16 protein-coding genes are annotated in these 17,352 nt (G+C 41.7%); 9 read left to right on the forward strand and 7 right to left on the reverse strand.

Annotation, left to right across the window (positions count from 1 at the left end):
- Positions 1–78: 78 nt before the first annotated feature.
- A complete protein-coding gene (locus tag DFP79_RS14090; RefSeq protein ID WP_133504587.1) occupies positions 79–798 on the forward strand; it encodes an RNA methyltransferase in 720 nt (239 codons plus the stop codon).
- Between the two features lie 94 nt (positions 799–892).
- Here the strand turns inward: DFP79_RS14090 and gndA are convergent, their stop codons facing one another.
- On the reverse strand, positions 893–2,416 hold the full coding sequence (gene gndA, locus DFP79_RS14095) for an NADP-dependent phosphogluconate dehydrogenase (RefSeq protein ID WP_133504588.1): 1,524 nt from the start codon (positions 2,414–2,416) through the stop codon (positions 893–895).
- 445 nt (positions 2,417–2,861) lie between these two features.
- Here gndA and DFP79_RS14100 point away from each other — a divergent pair, with 445 nt between their 5' ends.
- The 4 genes from DFP79_RS14100 to DFP79_RS14115 all read left to right on the forward strand — a co-directional run bounded on the left by DFP79_RS14100 (position 2,862) and on the right by DFP79_RS14115 (position 6,697).
- Positions 2,862–4,418, forward strand: coding sequence for a phosphoenolpyruvate carboxykinase (locus DFP79_RS14100; RefSeq protein ID WP_133504589.1), 1,557 nt, complete (start codon positions 2,862–2,864; stop codon positions 4,416–4,418).
- 163 nt (positions 4,419–4,581) lie between these two features.
- Positions 4,582–5,349, forward strand: coding sequence for a TatD family hydrolase (locus DFP79_RS14105; RefSeq protein ID WP_133504590.1), 768 nt, complete (start codon positions 4,582–4,584; stop codon positions 5,347–5,349).
- 13 nt (positions 5,350–5,362) lie between these two features.
- Positions 5,363–6,241, forward strand: coding sequence for a sugar nucleotide-binding protein (locus DFP79_RS14110; protein ID WP_243730278.1), 879 nt, complete (start codon positions 5,363–5,365; stop codon positions 6,239–6,241).
- A gap of 39 nt (positions 6,242–6,280) precedes the next feature.
- Complete coding sequence (locus tag DFP79_RS14115) at positions 6,281–6,697, forward strand: hypothetical protein (protein WP_133504591.1); 417 nt, start codon at positions 6,281–6,283, stop codon at positions 6,695–6,697.
- A 140-nt stretch (positions 6,698–6,837) separates the two neighbouring features.
- Here the strand turns inward: DFP79_RS14115 and DFP79_RS14120 are convergent, their stop codons facing one another.
- On the reverse strand, positions 6,838–7,686 hold the full coding sequence (locus DFP79_RS14120) for a hypothetical protein (protein WP_133504592.1): 849 nt from the start codon (positions 7,684–7,686) through the stop codon (positions 6,838–6,840).
- A gap of 9 nt (positions 7,687–7,695) precedes the next feature.
- Complete coding sequence (locus DFP79_RS14125; protein WP_133504593.1) at positions 7,696–8,232, reverse strand: YceI family protein; 537 nt, start codon at positions 8,230–8,232, stop codon at positions 7,696–7,698.
- A gap of 142 nt (positions 8,233–8,374) precedes the next feature.
- Between DFP79_RS14125 and DFP79_RS14130 the strand changes: the two genes are divergently transcribed.
- Entirely contained in the window at positions 8,375–9,265 is an 891-nt protein-coding gene (locus DFP79_RS14130) for a LysR family transcriptional regulator (RefSeq protein ID WP_133504594.1), read from the forward strand.
- 51 nt (positions 9,266–9,316) lie between these two features.
- On the opposite strand, the gene DFP79_RS14135 is transcribed toward DFP79_RS14130, so the two are convergent.
- The 3 genes from DFP79_RS14135 to DFP79_RS14145 form a co-directional block, all read right to left on the reverse strand.
- Positions 9,317–11,233 carry a beta-ketoacyl synthase gene (locus DFP79_RS14135; RefSeq protein ID WP_133504595.1) on the reverse strand — a complete coding sequence of 639 codons (1,917 nt, stop codon included), beginning with the start codon at positions 11,231–11,233 and terminating at the stop codon, positions 9,317–9,319.
- 178 nt (positions 11,234–11,411) lie between these two features.
- Complete coding sequence (locus DFP79_RS14140) at positions 11,412–12,464, reverse strand: glucosaminidase domain-containing protein (RefSeq protein WP_133504596.1); 1,053 nt, start codon at positions 12,462–12,464, stop codon at positions 11,412–11,414.
- Positions 12,465–12,712: 248 nt separating this feature from the next.
- On the reverse strand, positions 12,713–13,696 hold the full coding sequence (locus tag DFP79_RS14145) for a glutathione S-transferase family protein (protein ID WP_133504597.1): 984 nt from the start codon (positions 13,694–13,696) through the stop codon (positions 12,713–12,715).
- A 121-nt stretch (positions 13,697–13,817) separates the two neighbouring features.
- Here DFP79_RS14145 and DFP79_RS14150 point away from each other — a divergent pair, with 121 nt between their 5' ends.
- The 3 genes from DFP79_RS14150 (at position 13,818) to DFP79_RS14160 (ending at position 16,548) form a co-directional block, all read left to right on the forward strand.
- A complete protein-coding gene (locus DFP79_RS14150) occupies positions 13,818–14,987 on the forward strand; it encodes a GGDEF domain-containing protein (RefSeq protein ID WP_133504598.1) in 1,170 nt (389 codons plus the stop codon).
- A gap of 261 nt (positions 14,988–15,248) precedes the next feature.
- Positions 15,249–15,899, forward strand: coding sequence for a TetR/AcrR family transcriptional regulator (locus DFP79_RS14155; RefSeq protein WP_243730279.1), 651 nt, complete (start codon positions 15,249–15,251; stop codon positions 15,897–15,899).
- A gap of 25 nt (positions 15,900–15,924) precedes the next feature.
- Complete coding sequence (locus DFP79_RS14160) at positions 15,925–16,548, forward strand: LysE family translocator (protein WP_133504600.1); 624 nt, start codon at positions 15,925–15,927, stop codon at positions 16,546–16,548.
- Between the two features lie 123 nt (positions 16,549–16,671).
- Here the strand turns inward: DFP79_RS14160 and upp are convergent, their stop codons facing one another.
- Entirely contained in the window at positions 16,672–17,328 is a 657-nt protein-coding gene (gene upp / locus DFP79_RS14165) for a uracil phosphoribosyltransferase (protein WP_133504601.1), read from the reverse strand.
- Between the last annotated feature and the right edge of the window lie 24 nt (positions 17,329–17,352).

Consider the following 17,352-nt stretch of genomic DNA (forward strand, 5'->3'; position numbering starts at 1 on the left):
TCTTATTCGCAGGTGTTTTATCAATCTGCTAGTATGCGCAGAATAATTAACTCAACTCATTTAAGAATCTAGCTTTTCATGACAGAAAATATTCGAATAGTATTAGTCAATACATCGCATCCGGGGAACATTGGTGGTGCCGCGCGTGCGATGAAAAACATGGGACTGTCTAAATTAGTGTTGGTAGCCCCAAAAGTATTTCCAAGTGATGAGGCAATAAGTAGAGCGTCGGGGGCGTCAGACCTTCTAGAAAACGCAATTGTTGTCGATACGCTGGAAGAGGCCATTTCTGACTGTCAGTTGGTGATTGGTACAAGTGCTCGCGAGCGACATATTCCATGGCCTCTTTTAGATCCCAGAGAATCTGCGGAACTCACGTATAAAGAAGGCCTTGAAACTGCGTTTGTGTTTGGGCGTGAAGATCGCGGCCTGACAAACGAAGAGCTTCAACGTTGTCATTATCATGTTCATATCCCTTCCGTTGAGTCATTCAGCTCGCTGAACCTTGCAACCGCTGTTCAAGTTATTGCTTATGAATTACGTATGAAGCATTTATCGTTGGGCGAAGAGCCTATTGTCAGCTCTAAATGGGATCTACCTGCTGCGACAAGTCAGCAAATGGATCATATGCTTGAGCATCTTGAGAAAGTTTTGGGTGATATTGAATTCCTAGATCCAAAAGCACCACGACAAGTAATGACCCGCTTTAGAAGGCTTTATCAAAGAGCGCAATTAGATCAGCAAGAAATGGGAATGCTACGAGGTGTGCTAACTGCAATCGAGAAGCAGTATCGATAGGTTTATATAAAAACTAAAAAGCGGGTGTTTACCCGCTTTTTAGTTTTTAGGATCGTTCTATGAATAAGATAACGGTATTAGCAGTTTAGCGTGCCTAAACTTTTCTTTCTGGACGGCCTTCTTCTTGCCAATGAGTATGAAACTTCTCACCACGAGGACTGTCCACACGCTCATAGGAGTGTGCTCCAAAATAGTCTCTTTGGGCTTGCAGTAAGTTCGCTGGCAATACCTCTGAACGGTAGCCATCAAAGTACGCAAGAGCAGAAAAGAATGAAGGAGTAGGAATTCCTGATTGTGCCGCTAGCACAACTGCTTTGCGTAAGCTTTTTTGTTTTGTTGCCAGTGCGTTCGCAAAGTAGTCATCTAATAAAAGGTTTTCTAAGTTTGCGTTTTCATCGAATGCTATGGCGATTTTTTGTAAAAAGGACGCTCGAATAATACAACCACCACGCCAAATTTTGGCAATACTGCTGAAGTTAAGTGTCCAGTCGTATTCTGCTTGAGCTGCTTTCATAATCTGAAAACCTTGCGCGTAAGCGCAAATTTTCGCGCAGTAAAGTGCTTCTTCAATCGCGTTTTCTACTTCGGTAGCGTCAAGCTCGCCAAATTCTGTTTCTCCGATCAGAGTTTGAGCGGCCATTTCTCGCTCTTCTGTCAGTGTACTCAGTGCGCGAGCATAGACAGATTCGCTGATGATTCCTGCAGGAACACCGAGTTGGGTTGCACTGATGGATGTCCAACGGCCTGTACCTTTTTGCCCAGCGCTGTCGAGGATAAGGTCAACTAACGGTGCACCCGTCTTAGCGTCGTATTGTTGAAGAATATCGGCAGTGATTTCTACTAAATAGCTGTTTAAGACGCCTTTATTCCAACGTTCGAATAGCTTGCCAATTTCTTCTGGTTCATAGCCCAGAAGAGAACGGATAAGATGATATGCTTCACAGATAAGTTGCATATCAGCGTATTCAATTCCGTTGTGTACCATTTTAACGTAGTGGCCGGCTCCGTTTGGCCCTAAGTAAGCAGTACAAGGCTCGCCTTCGGTAATAGGCGCGCCAGGCGTGTTTGATTCTATTGGCTGTCCATCAGTATCTACTTTTGCTGATACGGCTTCCCACATAGGTTGCAAATATTTCCATGAATCTGCATCACCTCCAGGCATAAGCGATGGCCCGAAGCGTGCGCCAACTTCTCCCCCAGATACTGCGGTTCCAAAGAATTTGAGTTTGTCTTTGTATTCCGCTTCACGGCGAATAGTGTCGGTCCATTGACTGTTGCCACAATCTACAACAATGTCGTCTGGTTCCAAACCGGCTTCAATTAGACTTTTACAGACGGCATCGACAGGGTCTCCTGCTGGTACAAGAAGCACAATCACTCGGGGTTTTACGAGTTTGCCTAGCATGTTGGACATGCTGTCACAGCCTAAAATTCGTGGCGTTGTCTGGTCATTTGAACGCTCATGTTCTTCTGTATCAAGAACATCTTTAATTTTTGAAGCGTCCAGATCAAAACCTGCGACTTTATAACCATGATCAGCCAGATTCAGCGCTAAGTTTTTGCCCATGACGCCTAAGCCGACAAAACCAATGTCGCAGCTCTGATTCGTATTTTGCATAGCTTTCGATCAACCTTAATGTGTTGGGGGGTTCGAGAGAAGATAATACCATGATCAACGCAAAAAACGCGGCACTTTAAGTTTCAATTCTGCAAAAAGTAACAAAATATAAATGATAATGGTTATTGATAACGTTGTTTTTCGTGTCTTTTCGAGAAATAAAATTACATATTTGAAAAAAATAAACGGTAATTTTAGTGTATGGTGTGAAAAATTGAGAATAATTTGTTCAAAATTTAGGTTGTGAGCGAGGGTGTTTTTTTAAGATTATGATATATAACGTTTTTTTGTTGTTTTTCATTTTCAAAAAAGAAATAAAATAACATGTGGTTATAACAATATTTTTTTTTAGAAGCTTTTGTTACTATTTGAATAACTTTTTAAGAACGCCAACAATAACAATAATTATAAAACCGAACCCTTTAGTCCAGAGGATAAGCAGAACATGAACCAAAGATCAGATGATGCCATCATTCTTAGAAACCAGACAACCCCGCAACTAGTAGAGTATGCGCTTGAAAATGGTGAAGGGCAGCTCTCAGATAACGGTGCGCTTGTAGTAGAAACCGGTGCTCGCACAGGTCGTTCCCCTATGGATCGATTTATTGTTGAAGAATCTTCAACAAAGGATGTCATTCACTGGGGGCCTGTAAATAGAGCATTCCCAGAAGAAAAGTTTGCTCCGTTGTGGGATCGTGTAGCCGCTTATTTGGATACTAAAACATCGTTTGTATCCGATATTCATGTTGGTGCGGGAGACGTTCATTATCTTCCTGTTATTATGCGCACAGAAACCGCATGGCATCACTTGTTTGGTCGCAATTTGTTTATCCGTCCTGACACTTATAATTCGCAAGACAAAGCAGAGTGGCAAATCTTGAACGCTCCGGGTTTTGAATGTGATCCTGAGCGAGATGGAACAAATTCAGACGGTTGCGTCATTTTGAACTTTGCTGAGCGTAAAGTTCTGATCGCGGGCATGCGTTATGCTGGCGAAATGAAGAAAGCAATGTTCTCAGTTCAAAACTTCTTACTACCTGAAAAAGAAGTGTTGCCAATGCACTGTGCTGCGAACGTGGGCAGTGACAGCGATGTTACTTTGTTCTTTGGGCTTTCTGGTACAGGTAAAACAACCCTTTCAGCTGATCCAGAGCGCTTCCTGATTGGTGATGATGAGCATGGTTGGGGTAAAGATACTGTATTTAACATCGAAGGCGGTTGTTACGCGAAGACCATTGATTTGTCGCAAAAAAATGAGCCTGTTATTTGGAATGCGATCAAATTTGGAACGATTGTAGAGAACGTTGTTTTGGATTCTGAATCACGCGTTGCTGATTACACTGACACCTCGTTAACTCAGAATGGTCGTGCTGGATACCCTCGTGAGCATATCGAAAAACGTGCAGAAGAGAATCGTGCAGGCGAGCCAAATGCGATTATCTTTTTAACGTGTGATTTGACTGGCGTTCTTCCTCCTGTATCGATTTTGAGCAAAGAAGCTGCGGCATATCATTTCCTTAGCGGTTACACTGCGCTTGTAGGTTCAACAGAGATGGGGGCTGGTTCTGGTATTAAATCTACGTTCTCAACGTGCTTTGGTGCTCCTTTCTTCCCGCGTTCTGCTGATGTTTATGCTGATCTTTTGATTAAGCGTATTGAAGAATTTGGCAGTAAAGTATACTTAGTGAATACTGGTTGGACTGGCGGTGCGCATGGTAAAGGCGGTAAACGCTTTAGCATCCCAACGACTCGTGCTGTCATCTCTGCAATCCAATCAGGTGCTTTGATCGATGCTGAAACTGAGTTCCTTGAAAAGCTAAATTTGTCTGTTCCTTTGAGTGTTGATGGTGTTGACACAGTGCTGTTAAACCCTCGTAATACATGGGAAAGTGCGGCAGATTACGATGCACAGGCTGAAAACTTAATTGGCCAGTTTGTTGAGAACTTTAAGAAGTTCGAATCTGTGTCTGAAGATATTGTTAAAGCTGGGCCGTCACTTTAAGTGGGTATGGCAATGATCTCTAACTATTGAGGTCGTGAATGACTACTTGCTTGTAGTTTGAAAAAAAAACCGCACATTTAATCATGTGCGGTTTTTTTGTATGTGGCGTAAGCTAAGGTCAAATCGTCTACAACATGTTTACTAAATTGGGTATTCTATTCGCATGATAGACAGTCATTGCCACTTAGATTTCAATCAATTCGACTCTGATCGCGAACAAATTCTAAATACATGCTTGTCGCTGGGCGTCGAAGGTGTACTTATCCCTTCAACAACGTTGCAGAGCTTTTCAAAAGTGTTGGACTTGGCGCAATGCTACCCCATGATTCGTTCTGCACTGGGGTTGCACCCCTACTTTTTGAAGGGTAAGGTTGATATAGAAACGTCGCTTAGAGAACTTGAGCGATTACTTACCTTGAGAAGTGTTGTTGCCGTGGGTGAGATCGGGTTGGATCTATGGCCGGGTTGTTGCGATATTGATAAACAGGTAGAAATCTTTGAGCGACAATTGATGCTTGCTAAGTCGTTTGATTTGCCTGTGATTTTGCACGCTCGCAAAAGTGAGGATCTGCTGCTTCGATCCATTAAGAAGTTAAAGTTTTGCGGTGGTGGAGTGGTGCATGCATTCAATGGTAGCCAGGCGCAGGCTAATCGCTTTTTAGATTTTGGTTTCGTTCTTGGCATCGGTGGTACCGTTACCTATGAACGCGCAAAGAAAGCTCGTCGGGTACTGGCGTCGCTTCCTGACAGTGCATATGTATTGGAAACAGACTCACCTGATATGCCATTATCAGGCTTTCAGGGTGAAGCAAATATGCCTTATCGTGTTTTGGATGTTGCCAGATGTGTGTCGGAAATACGCAACCAGTCTCTTGATGAAATCGCTGTAATAACAACACAGAATTTGATAAGAACCTTACCTAATTGGTAGAAGGTAAGAACACTTGAGTAGTTTGGATAATATGGTAATTAATAAGCCAATTAGAATTTTGCTGCTGGGCTCTGATACAGAGTTAGGCGAAGCGATTCGTGATTATAAGCAAGTTGAAAATGAGTTTCAGTGGTTTGAGTGCGCTACTAAAGATGTGGTTCGTTTGTTAGCGAATGATGATCTAGAGAGTAACGTTGATTTTGTGGTAGATGCATACAGTCTGCGCCATGCTCCAGAGAATACATATGAAGAATTTACGCAGCTTGTTCAGGATAAGTTAGTAAATTTAAATGTTCCAATCTTTATGATGAGCAGTGTTCGTGTTTTTTCTGGTGAGCAGAATGCTGCATATACTGAAAATGACATTCCTGATTCTGATTCGCATTATGAAAATGCGCTGATGTCTATGGAAAACATATTGCTGAATAATGAGCGAAATGTCGTTCTACGAACAGGTTGGTTATTCAGTGGTATGCATGATGATTTTGTGTCGAGTACGATAGGGTTGGTGCAAAGTGGCGTAAACCTTGCTTACCAAGATAATGTGATAGGCTGCCCTACGCCCGTAACCGACGTTGCTCGAGTTACCCATTCGATGATTAAGCAAAGCTACAATGGTGCTGAAAATTGGGGAGTATATCATTACTGCTGTGCTGAAGAGGTCAGTTGGCTGGGCCTTGTTGAGGCTATTTTGGCAACGGCAAGTCAGTTTGATCCAAAGGCTCAAAGCGAAATGGACAGCATTAATGATTCTTTGGCAAATGAAGAAGGTGGGCTCTCTATTCAGCGCCAGTCACTCTCATGTCGGAAAATATTTAATCATTATGGTATAAAGCAAAGGTCTTGGCGACCAACATTACGGAAGCTTATCAAAGACCTGTATCAAAGGTAGACTACTTTAGTTTGTCAGAAAAGGGACGGAAGCGTCAGCATGCAAAAAATTAATCATAAAGCTGTATTTTTAATTTTTATTTTGGAAATGGTGTTTGGTTTTCTTTGGTATTCTGCCGCACCTGCCTCTCTGTTAAATGCTACACATTCGTCTCTTGCCTTATCGGATATGGGATACTTTTTATTAGTAAGTTTCACATTGGCGTGTTTACTTCTCACTTACTTTTCAGCTTGGTTGCTAAACAAGTTTTCGGTTGCCAGTTGGTCTGATCGTTTTCTTGCTCTTGTTGGTATTTGGATGTTTTGTGTCCTACCAAACTTTATATTTATCAGTGTTTATTTTGATATTGAAAAAGTAAATATTGTTTATATGTTGGCATTCGGATTTTTCTGTACGTCGTTAAATGCATTGATTCTGCCGCTATGGCGCTCTTCTCGTTCGATTTTTAAGAGTTGAGGAATTTGATATTCAAAAAAAGCAGCCATTAAATGGCTGCTTTTTTGTTTGCGTTCTTGGACTGAACTCTTATCTTAACCGCCTTGTTTGTACTTAAAAAGTATCGTTACTTTTTGGGTGCAAGGCTAGGTTGATAATGATTAGTACAAAGAGCTTTCCGGCCATACTTGCCACAGACACACCCCTGCGACAACGCCTGCACAAATCACGTTCGGTAGAGCCCCGATAATCAATGATTTAATGCTGCTGTCTTGCTCGCAAATGCGCGAACCTATTAGAGACGCTATCGGTGTAAGCCCCAATGCAACAATGACCCAAAGAGGCAGATCTGCTAATACGTGAGACTGAGTTAACAGCCCTCCGAGAACAAATAGTGATGGAATCACCCCTTTAGAGCTATCTGTTTTTGTGAAAAAGCAAATGGCTAAATAGCCAAAGCCTGCAGCAGCAACAGCACCGAGAAGTTGGCCAATTAATAGGCTTCCCCCAATGGACATCACAGGTGAAGATGCAGCGGATGCTATTACGATAGAAAGCATAGGCAAGTGATTGGTTTTGCCGTAATTCTTATGCGTAATCAGCGTGCAAATAACAACGGTTGCGAAGCCAGACAAGATTGCCCATGCAATGCTGGTTGTTGTTCCTTGATGCTTTAATACAGGGTTTAGAAGTAAGTAATAACTTACTATCAATAAAGCAAATGTCGCTATTATTTTAAGTTTATCGGTTTCTAATTTATAGGCCGCTACAATAGCAACGAGTCCTAATAACGCCGATATAACAAGAAAATCCATTGCTCTTTCAGGCGGGAAGTGCAATCCAGTATGGATTACGATTAACCCTGCTAAGAAACCGACAACAAAACCAAGCGGTGTCACGCAAGGTTTCCACTTTGTGGTTAACCAGGTAGCCACTAAAGCAGCGAGGATGGGGTAAACTGCAGTGTGTAGCAGCATAATTAAATTTGCATTGCCGGTTTCTTCGTACATATCTTTGCCTTACTTACGGATGCCTTCGATGAACACTTCTAGGTCGGTTTCGTCAGTAACACCTGGAATAAAGTAAGTTACACCAAAGTCACTGCGTTTGATGGTTGTTTTAGCTTCGAATCCTGCACGGTAACCGCCCCATGGATCTTTACCTTCACCCACTTTTTCAACATCAAATTCAACGGTTTTTGTTACACCGTGAAGTGTGATTTCACCCTTAAGTTCCTCGCCATCAAAGCTTGTGCTTTTAAATGTAATGGTTGGGAATTGTTTTACGTCTAGGAAATCTGGGCTGCGTAAATGCTTATCGCGCGCTTCGTGGTTTGTATCAACGCTCGCTGCTTGAATTGTAAGTTCAGCAGAACCAGAGTTGTCGTCGTTATATGTGAAGTTACCCGCAATATCATTAAAACGACCAGCCGTTTTACTTACACCAAGGTGGCCAATTTCAAAGGTTACAAAAGAATGGCCTGGATCGATTTTGTACTCAGCAGCATTTGCTGCGCCTGCAGCTAGAACAAGAGAGGCAATTACAAGGTGTTTCATAGGGTGTCTCCGATTATGTGAATAAGTTGTGCTCATAGTATAGATTTATTATTATTTATTCATAATCCTTTAATTTACAATTCAATATTTCATTATATGAAATAAAAATAATGAAACTTTTTGCAATAAGTGAGAATGAACAGTGGATAAATTTCAGGCGATGAAGGTGTTTTGTCGCGTATATGAAGCAGAGAGTTTTAAGAGCGCCAGTGAGACATTAGGGATATCGAGACCTATGGTGACTCGATATATTAATACGCTGGAAGAAGCGTTGGGGGTAAAGTTACTTCAGCGCAATACGCGTAATATCAGTATTACACATGCGGGAACTTTATACTATAAACACGGCATAGCAATTTTAGAAGCGTTAGAAGAAGCGGAAAACGAGTTAAATGACTTATCTAACTCTCCAAAAGGGCGCCTTAAGGTAAGTGTCCCAATGGATTTTGGCTTGTCTTATATGGTTCCAATATTTAATGAATTTCAAAAGCTTTACCCTGATATCAAAATTGATGTGGATTTTAATGACAGGCGGGTGGATCTAACGGAATCGGGTGTCGATATAGCGGTACGAGGCGGTGCTTTAGGTGGAGATCAGTTTGTTGCCCGTCCGTTAACGGAATTTAAAGGTTATGTGTGCGCCTCACCAGAATATTTAAGTACATTTGGTGAGCCTAAAACACCACATGATCTTATAGATCACAATTGTTTACGGTATAGTTTGGCGCCTTCTCCAAATCAATGGTCTTTTATGGATGGAAAGCATGGGGAAATGAATGTACCAGTATCCGGTTCTTTTGAAGCAAATAACGGCGGAGCTCTGACAAGAATGGCTGTTGAAGGCGTTGGAATTATCTATCAACCAGGTTTTTTAGTTGATCGATATGTGCAATCAGGACAGTTGGTTCCGATTTTGACCAACTTTTGCGGGTATGTTGGGAAGTTTCATGCGGTTTACACGCAAAGGCGATTGCTGCCTAAACCAACGAGATTATTGCTGGAATTTATGATTGAAAAGTTGAGAGCGGTGTAGGCTCTCAACTTTTCAAAAAGAGTGTTTTGATGGCGAGTTCGTTAGAAATGTTTAAGACAGGTCGCCATATTCGCTTTCAACATTGAGATCCACTTCCATTTTGTAACCGGGTAAACGGATGTGAGAATCACTTATTTCAAGTTGATCGCCTCCTAATACATCGAGACCAAATCGATAAATAGGTTTGGTCTCCCCTCTAATCGCGGATTGGTTGTACTCTTCCGCTACGTTTTTGTTCTTTTCCAATTGCTTAGTATAGCGCTCAAGTACTTCATTACCGTAGCGATTCTTAAGCAATGCGTATGCTTTGTGGGGCGAGATCAATACTGCAGTCGAGTTATTACCTCCAAACCCTTTCGAATTCAAAAGCGCTGCTTCGAAATGCTCTACACCGTAATGTTGATGCTCTAACTGAAAATGCAAGCCTTTGGTATACACATCATCTGCAATGGCTTCAGATGTGGTTATTCCGGGTAAAATACCGTCTTTCCAGACGCCTAAAGAAAGATGCAACTGATCTCCACCTGCAGTACCTTGTGAATGTCCAAGGAATGCTTTCATGGCAGTTACTGGGATGCCAGAAGCGCCAAAGCTGGTTGCAGCTTCGCTTAATACATGGCTTTCAGTTACGCGGTTTTGAGGTGTACTGGTGCCGTGGGCTTGTATAAATGTTTTGTTTTTCAGTGATTCTTCACCAAGCAAGGATCTTAAGTAGGCCATTGCTTTGTTCATGGTTAAGTAATTACCAATGCCTGGAGCGGAAATCGATTTTTTGTGTCCATCAGCATAGGAAAATACCGCAGGAAGAGCGCCGTGGATTTCTGCCCCAAGTTCGATGGCCAACTCGTCATCCATTATGAGCGTCCATTGACTGGATTCGCCAATAGTAAAACCACAGTTTTGAGCAAAAGGTCTACATGTGCGAGTGTGATCCGGCTCTTTTTGATTTGCTAACTGATCCAGTGCCAAGAGAGCAGAGTCTTCTGCCAGTGCGCCCATCGTACGGAAGCCTTCTATAATCTCGGGTGTTATTGGTGCATCACTGCCGCCAACCATCGCTACACGAAATTTTCCAGATTTGATGCCATCAACCGCTTTTTCTAAATTGAAAAAGTAAGTTGCGCAGGCGCCGATGGAAGTACCAACGGTTCCGGTTGAACCCATTATATAAGCGTTAACAAAGTCTGCTGGCATTTGAGCATAGCCAAGAGGTAGATGCTTAGACGTGGTTCTTTTACCCAGCAATGCAGACTTTAACATGCCTCCAAAACCGAGGTCGTCCATTTGGCCAATAGAGTTCGCAGCAAAGACAGCCACTTGATCAGGGCGCACACTATCACGAATGGTTTCCCAATCGATTCCGGTGCTGCGAATAGCGTCGGACGCGCCATAAACGGTCATTTGTAAACCACGGGGATGGTTGCGACTTTGATAGAGTTTTGATGGATCAAAGCCAGTAGGGAGCTGACCCGCAGCTTTAACTGAAAGTTCTTTTGTGTCCTTAAAAAACGTGTCTAATCCGCCGTCAACCGTTACCTTTACTAGGTTGGAATCGATTTCCTGAATTTGCCAGTTTGCGGGCGTATTGTTAGGCAATGATTTTGCTTTTATGGAAAAACTGAGTTTCTCGTTTTTGTCTGCAGAGTCTAGAGAAGTCGCTTTATGGACGGTTACGTTGTCAACATCAAAAAGGTTCGGGTGTATTCTTCTGATAAGTGTTTTTGCTAGCAGTTCTTCGCCGATGGATTCGATCAGCGTATTGGCATCCAATTGTTCGCCATCTTGCGTAAGCCACATACCATTTTTGTGTTCTGCCATATTGGTCAGTGTAGCGAGATCTAATAGTACTTCCTGCTGGGTGTCACTTGGTAATAAGTCGAAAACAATACGACGGTAAGCGTGATGAAATGATGTACGTCCAGCTGAATTGATTCCGCCAAAGCCAACGATAACAGGTAAACGGGTCAATGGAACCTTCCTCGTTTTGTCAAAATAAATAAATTCGCGTCATTGTAAATGATGAGGTTGCATGACTGCCACCCCGAAGATAAGGAAATCCTGAGCAAGTTGTCAAAACTGCTGCTTTTATTAGTGTGATATAACAATATTGAGCTTATAGATTCTGAATGTTGTCTCTAGTGATATATCAGTTGTTTGACGCAGTACTTACGTAGCCGTCAATTTCTCTGTTGAAGCGCCATAGGCGATTGTATTGAATTAAACCTTCTATCTCGTCAACATAGGCTTGTCCTCGTTGAGAGTAGCGTATTAGTCCAGCGGCGAGCGTTTTTCCGGATATATTTTGATGGGTCGATCTTAAATTTGCTCGAATAGCTCTTAATTCTTTATAAGCGGCATTTGAATTCAAGTTATCGATATAAGCGAAAACAGACTGACGAGCATCCGTGAATTTTCGAACTTCATGCGCTGCGTCATCAGCTCTTGAGCTGGGTACAAGACCGCATCCTTTTCTAAAGCACCATTGTCCGAAGTAGTTGTTTCCTTTTAGCGCGAATCTTGATGTGCCCCATGCAGATTCGTTGGCGGCTTGAGCCAAAACAAGGGATGCTGGAATAATATCGAGCTTAATTAAAAGCGTCTCAATATGATGCTTTTCAAGTTTGTCAGTGGAAACAAGCCTGTGTAATTTTCGTTGTTTGTTGATCCAACTAATATCTGTAGATGATAGGTTGTTTAAGTCGTCAAGTAAGTGCTTTAAATGGCTTCGGTCCGCTAGCAATAAAGTATTCTTTTCTCTAATGAAGGGAGTAAGGTAATCGAAAAACGCTTCTTTGCGCGTTTTTACGTCGCTTATTGCCGCAAAGTCAGGCTTATCTTGATTAATTGGGTGAGTATCAAAGTAGGCTTTTTCGTCGTCACTGCTTCCAGGAAGAGGCGCGTCACTTAGTTCGCCTGCATTTGGTTTTGATGTATTTTTGCTATCGTCTTTTTTTGATATAACGGTGTCCTTCGTTTCTGAAGGTGTATTGGTTACTTCTCCGGTGGATTTTTCTGCCAAGGTTTTTGTTTGCACGTTTTCTGCACGCGGTTCGTTTTTTCGAGCTTCAGTGTCAGAAGGTTGAGGTGCATTTTCAGACAAAGTTTTTGTCTTTGAGGATTCTGTGGCTGACGGATCGATTTTTACCCAAAGTACGAAAATAAGGGCAAAGGAGATGATCCAAAGAATTTTTCTTTCCATAAGGACTGCAAAGTATAATATCGTTAAAAATGATGGCAGAGAAGTGCTTAGTCTGCACAGAACGTTTTTTGATTATCTCAAAAAAAAATGTATTTTTACAGTTTTTGCGTAATTGGAAAAGCCATCCAGCTAAATAACGAGTATAAGCTTGCTCTTTAGTAATTGATTTTAATAGAGAATGTGTAAAAGCATTCTCTATTAAAAGTAGAGGTTTATAATTGTTGAAAATAGCAGTTTGGTGTTAATAATTATAAATAAACGCCTTTAAATAGCTGAGTAGGGCCTAAAGGGACAACTCTGCTTGGGTTAATCATATCGTGGCTATAATAATAATGGCGCTTAATGTGAGACAGGTTTACAGTGCCGCTTATTCCATTTATATCATAAAGGCGTTGTAGATAATTATTGATATTTGGATAGTCGATGATTCGTTTTAGATTGCATTTAAAATGTCCGTGGTAAACCGCGTCGAATCGAATCAATGTCGTGAACAGACGCCAGTCAGCTTCTGTTAAAGAGTCATTTACTAAATATTTTTGCTGGCTTAATAATGTTTCGATACCTTCTAAGGCGTCGAACAAAGGCATTACAGCCTCTTCATAAGCTTCTTGAGTTGTTGCAAACCCGGATTTATAAACACCATTGTTAACCGTATGGTAAATCTTCTCATTTATTTGATCTATATCGGTTTGCAGTGCTTCGGGATAAAAATCAAGGGTGTTGCCTGTCAGTGTGTTAAAGGCGCCATTCAGCATGCGTATAATTTCGGATGATTCGTTTGATACGATTGTTTGTGCCTTTTTATCCCATAGAATGGGAACCGTTACTCGACCACTGTATTGAGAATCCGCTCTGGTGTAGATTTCATATGCAAATTTGGATTGATAAAGAGGGTCTCCTGCTTCCACCTCGCTGTCTAAGAAATGTGAATCTTTTTTGAACTCCCATCCATTTGATAGCATATCTGGGTGAACGCACGATACACTAATAACGTCTTCAAGAGATTTTAATTTGCGAAAAATTAGCGTCCTATGCGCCCATGGACATGCCAGCGAAACATACAGATGGTAGCGATCGGCTTCTGCGGGAAAATACTTAGGGTTGTTTTTGTCATATAATGAATTTGGTACAATCCAATTGCGAAACTGAGCTTCACTTCGAACAAATTTGCCCTTGTTTGCTTTTGTGTCATACCACTGATCGTGCCATTTTCCGTCGATGAGTAAACCCATAGTGACCTCTGAACTAATTTGAATAGCGATAATGTTAATGAAATTTAAATGTTTTGGGGGCAATATATTGGCTGTATATCATCGAAGTTCTCGATCTATTGAATAAATATCTTGGATAATCATGCCCGACGTGATCAAAGTATTACTCCTTCCTTTTGTGTTTCTTCTCATCGGCGTGTTGGCGAGCGCGCAAATGAATATCATTCCTCCTGTTTGGCAGCAAACCTTGCCAGTTGTATTGCTGTCTACTTTTTTAGTTCTATTTGGATTGGCGTGGCGCTTTAATAAAGGACGACTGATCCTCGTTGTATTTGCGTTATGTTATCCGTTGCTTATGGTAAAACAGTTCCCTAATCACAGTATTTCTGATTTTGTGACTGTCTCACTTATTGCTCTGTTTATTGCTGGATTAGTAAGTGAAAAAGGGTTCGCCAACCGCTTTTCATTTAACCGTTTGTTATTTATTGGCATGCTCGTGTTGTGGAATATGGCTGAAATTCGGGAATGGGTTTCGTTTGATAAATTGGATCAAATGGATGTGCCTATTGTTGAAAAATCAATTCGATCAAGCCTGCTAATGGTTATTGAGGTTGTTGTACTAGGAGTCATATGCACACGGGCGATACTGCAAAATGATCGATTTTCAGCAAGCGTTCTAGTCAGTGCTGTTGCATTGATTGTTATGCATTACCTACCTCTCGATGTAAATCAAATACAGCTTATCCTTGTGACTCAGGGCGCTCTTTGGTGTTGGTTTTTACTTGTTGAAAGTCATCGAATGGCGTATCGCGATGAGCTTACTGGGCTTCCATCTCGTAGATCGTTAAATGAAGACTTTATGGCGCTGCCGAAATCTTACGCAATAGCGATGGTGGATGTAGATCATTTTAAAAAGTTCAACGATACCTACGGTCATGATATGGGCGATGAAGTGTTAAGACGCGTCTCCAGTATTTTGGCTGATGAATGTCATTACGGATCTGTTTACCGATACGGTGGTGAAGAATTTACTGTGTTATATCGAGGAAAAAAGGTAGAAAAAGCCGAAGAAGAGTTAGATCACATTCGAAGCTGGATTGAAGATGAGCAAATTGAAGTTGTTCATCGTGATAGTAAGAAGCGTGTTTCTGTTACGGCAAGCTTTGGACTTGCCTTGGGAGGCGGTCAAGATGAAGGGTATGAAACTTTAAAGAAAGCAGATGAGTCGCTTTATCAGGCAAAAAAGAAAGGAAGAAACCGTCTGGTTGTATACGGAAAACGTGGAAAAAGCGCAACAAAAGAAAAAACCTGAACGATCGGTCAGAAAAATGTTGCGTTCAAACATTGATCGTTATAGTCTTTATTGTGCCAATGTGGTGCAGCGGTTTGTAATTTAGCGATTGCCTACGCTAAATTTACTGCTGTGAGGGGAATGGGGGAGCAAAAAGCTCCCCTTTTTTTATTTTGGCGTTAAAATACCTACCTTACTAGTAGAGTGATTCTGAATGAAACCTATCGAATCATCATCTATCCTTGCAGGATGCTTCTTCCCATTAATAAAATAACTTAGTGAGTGGCTATTTTGTCTGAAGAAAAACGTGCGAAAGATCAGCTTAAAGCTCATATTAGAGCTCAAAATGAAAAACTAATTTTAGAGGCTGCTGAACGAGTATTTGCTCGTCAGGGACTGACAAAAACAACAACGCAAATGATTGCAGATGAAGCAGGCTTACCGAAAGCAAATATTCATTATTACTTCCGATCAAAGAAAGACCTTTTAGAAGCCGTTTTAGGGCGGATTCTTGCGCTTTGGCTCAATTCTGTAAGTCAGTTTAAATACGAAGATGGCCCTAAGGCATGTCTGACTCGTTATATTAGCGAAAAAATCGAACAATCACAGAATCACGTCAATGCTTCGAAAGTCTTTGCAATGGCATTGATTGGCGAAGAGCCTTATGTTCTTGAATACTTGCGAGAATATTTTGTCGGAGAGCTTAAAAAAGAAAGTGAGACGATAGAGCGTTGGGTTGAAGATGGTTTAATGAAGCCGGTACCTGTCGAACATTTGTTTATTAGTCTTTGGGCTATGACGCAGACGTATGCAGATTTTGATGCTCAGGTGAAAATTCTTTTACGTACTCCAGAGCTTGACGATGAAATGTACGATGATGCAAAAAGTTTCATTAAACGAATGGTTTTTGCCGTCTGTGGAATCGACGATTAAGCAATAGAAAAAACTTGGAGTAAGAATGACCCTTGAAAGCGCCATTACCTTTAGCATCGCGGTATTTATCTTTAGCATAACGCCAGGGCCTGGTGTGTTTGCTATTATTGCGCGAAGCATGATGTCTGGCGCTAAAAGTGCTTTGCCTCTGTCAGCAGGTATGGCGCTGGGTGACATCGTTTATTTGGTTATGGCATGCTTTGGTTTGGCAACCATAGCAACGCGTTGGGAAGAAGTGTTTTTAGCCATTCGTTTTATCGGTGCCGCTTATCTGGTCTATCTCGGCTGGAAAATGTGGGTGTCGCCACTTCAAGTCGTCGATGATGAGGCTGGTGCTTCTGCACCCCGCGAGTCTGCACTAAAAGGGCTTCTCCAAGGTTTTGCTATTTCCTCATCTAATCCGAAAGTTGTTCTTTTTTATATTGCGTTTTTACCGACGTTCTTAGATGTGACTTTATTAAACTCGCAAGACATCGTTATAACGTCATTGCTGGCTTATGTGGCTTTGATGCTTGGCTTGTCTTTGATTGCATACAGTGCATCACAAGCTCGCCGTGTCATGAAAACACAAAGGGCACAACGTCGCCTGAATCAGGGAGCGGGTTCTGTCATGATTGGTGCGGGAGCATTTTTAGCGCTGAAAAATTGAAGCGAGTGCTTTTGTCGTTGAGACGATTAAAGTTAAAGGGACGATTAAAGTTAAAGGGACGATAGATGTTTTAATATCGCCACTTTAACTTTGCAAGCTATCCTAAATAATAATGCGCTCTGGTTATTGTGTACCGTAGATTCGGTCTCCCGCATCTCCTACGCCAGGGCGAATATAGGCTTTTTCGTCTAATTCTCTGTCGATAGAGCCTACGTATATTGGCACATCTTTATGCGCTGTTTTAAATGCTTCAATTCCTTCTGGTGCGGCAAATAAGCAAATAAAACGTATGTCTTTTGCTCCCATGGCCTTCATTTTATCAATCGCAGCGATAGCAGAATTTCCTGTGGCGAGCATAGGGTCGACCACTATGATAGTGCGCTCTTCGACCGAGTGAGGCATTTTCAAATAGTATTCTACTGGGCGTTTTGTTTCTGGGTCGCGGTACATTCCAACATGCCCTACACGAGCCGAGGGAGAAAGCTTTAAAACACCTTCCGCTAGGCCATTACCTGCGCGCATTATGGTTACAATACAGAGTTTTTTCCCTTTTAAAACAGGGCTCAGAGCTGTTTCTAGTGGTGTTTCGACTTCAATATCGATGGTCTCTAAATCACGAGTTGCTTCATAACCTATGAGCGTACCCAGTTCTTCTACAAGCATCCGAAACTCGCGAGTGCTGGTGTTTTTATCTCGTAAACTGGTCAGTTTATGTTTAACAAATGGGTGTTCAACAAGGTAAACATCAGTGTAACTTGTTAGAATTTCGTCTCGTGTCATGATTTTTCCCTCTATAACTATGAG

The organism is Marinomonas balearica (genome assembly GCF_004362145.1).
GTDB lineage: Bacteria > Pseudomonadota > Gammaproteobacteria > Pseudomonadales > Marinomonadaceae > Marinomonas > Marinomonas balearica.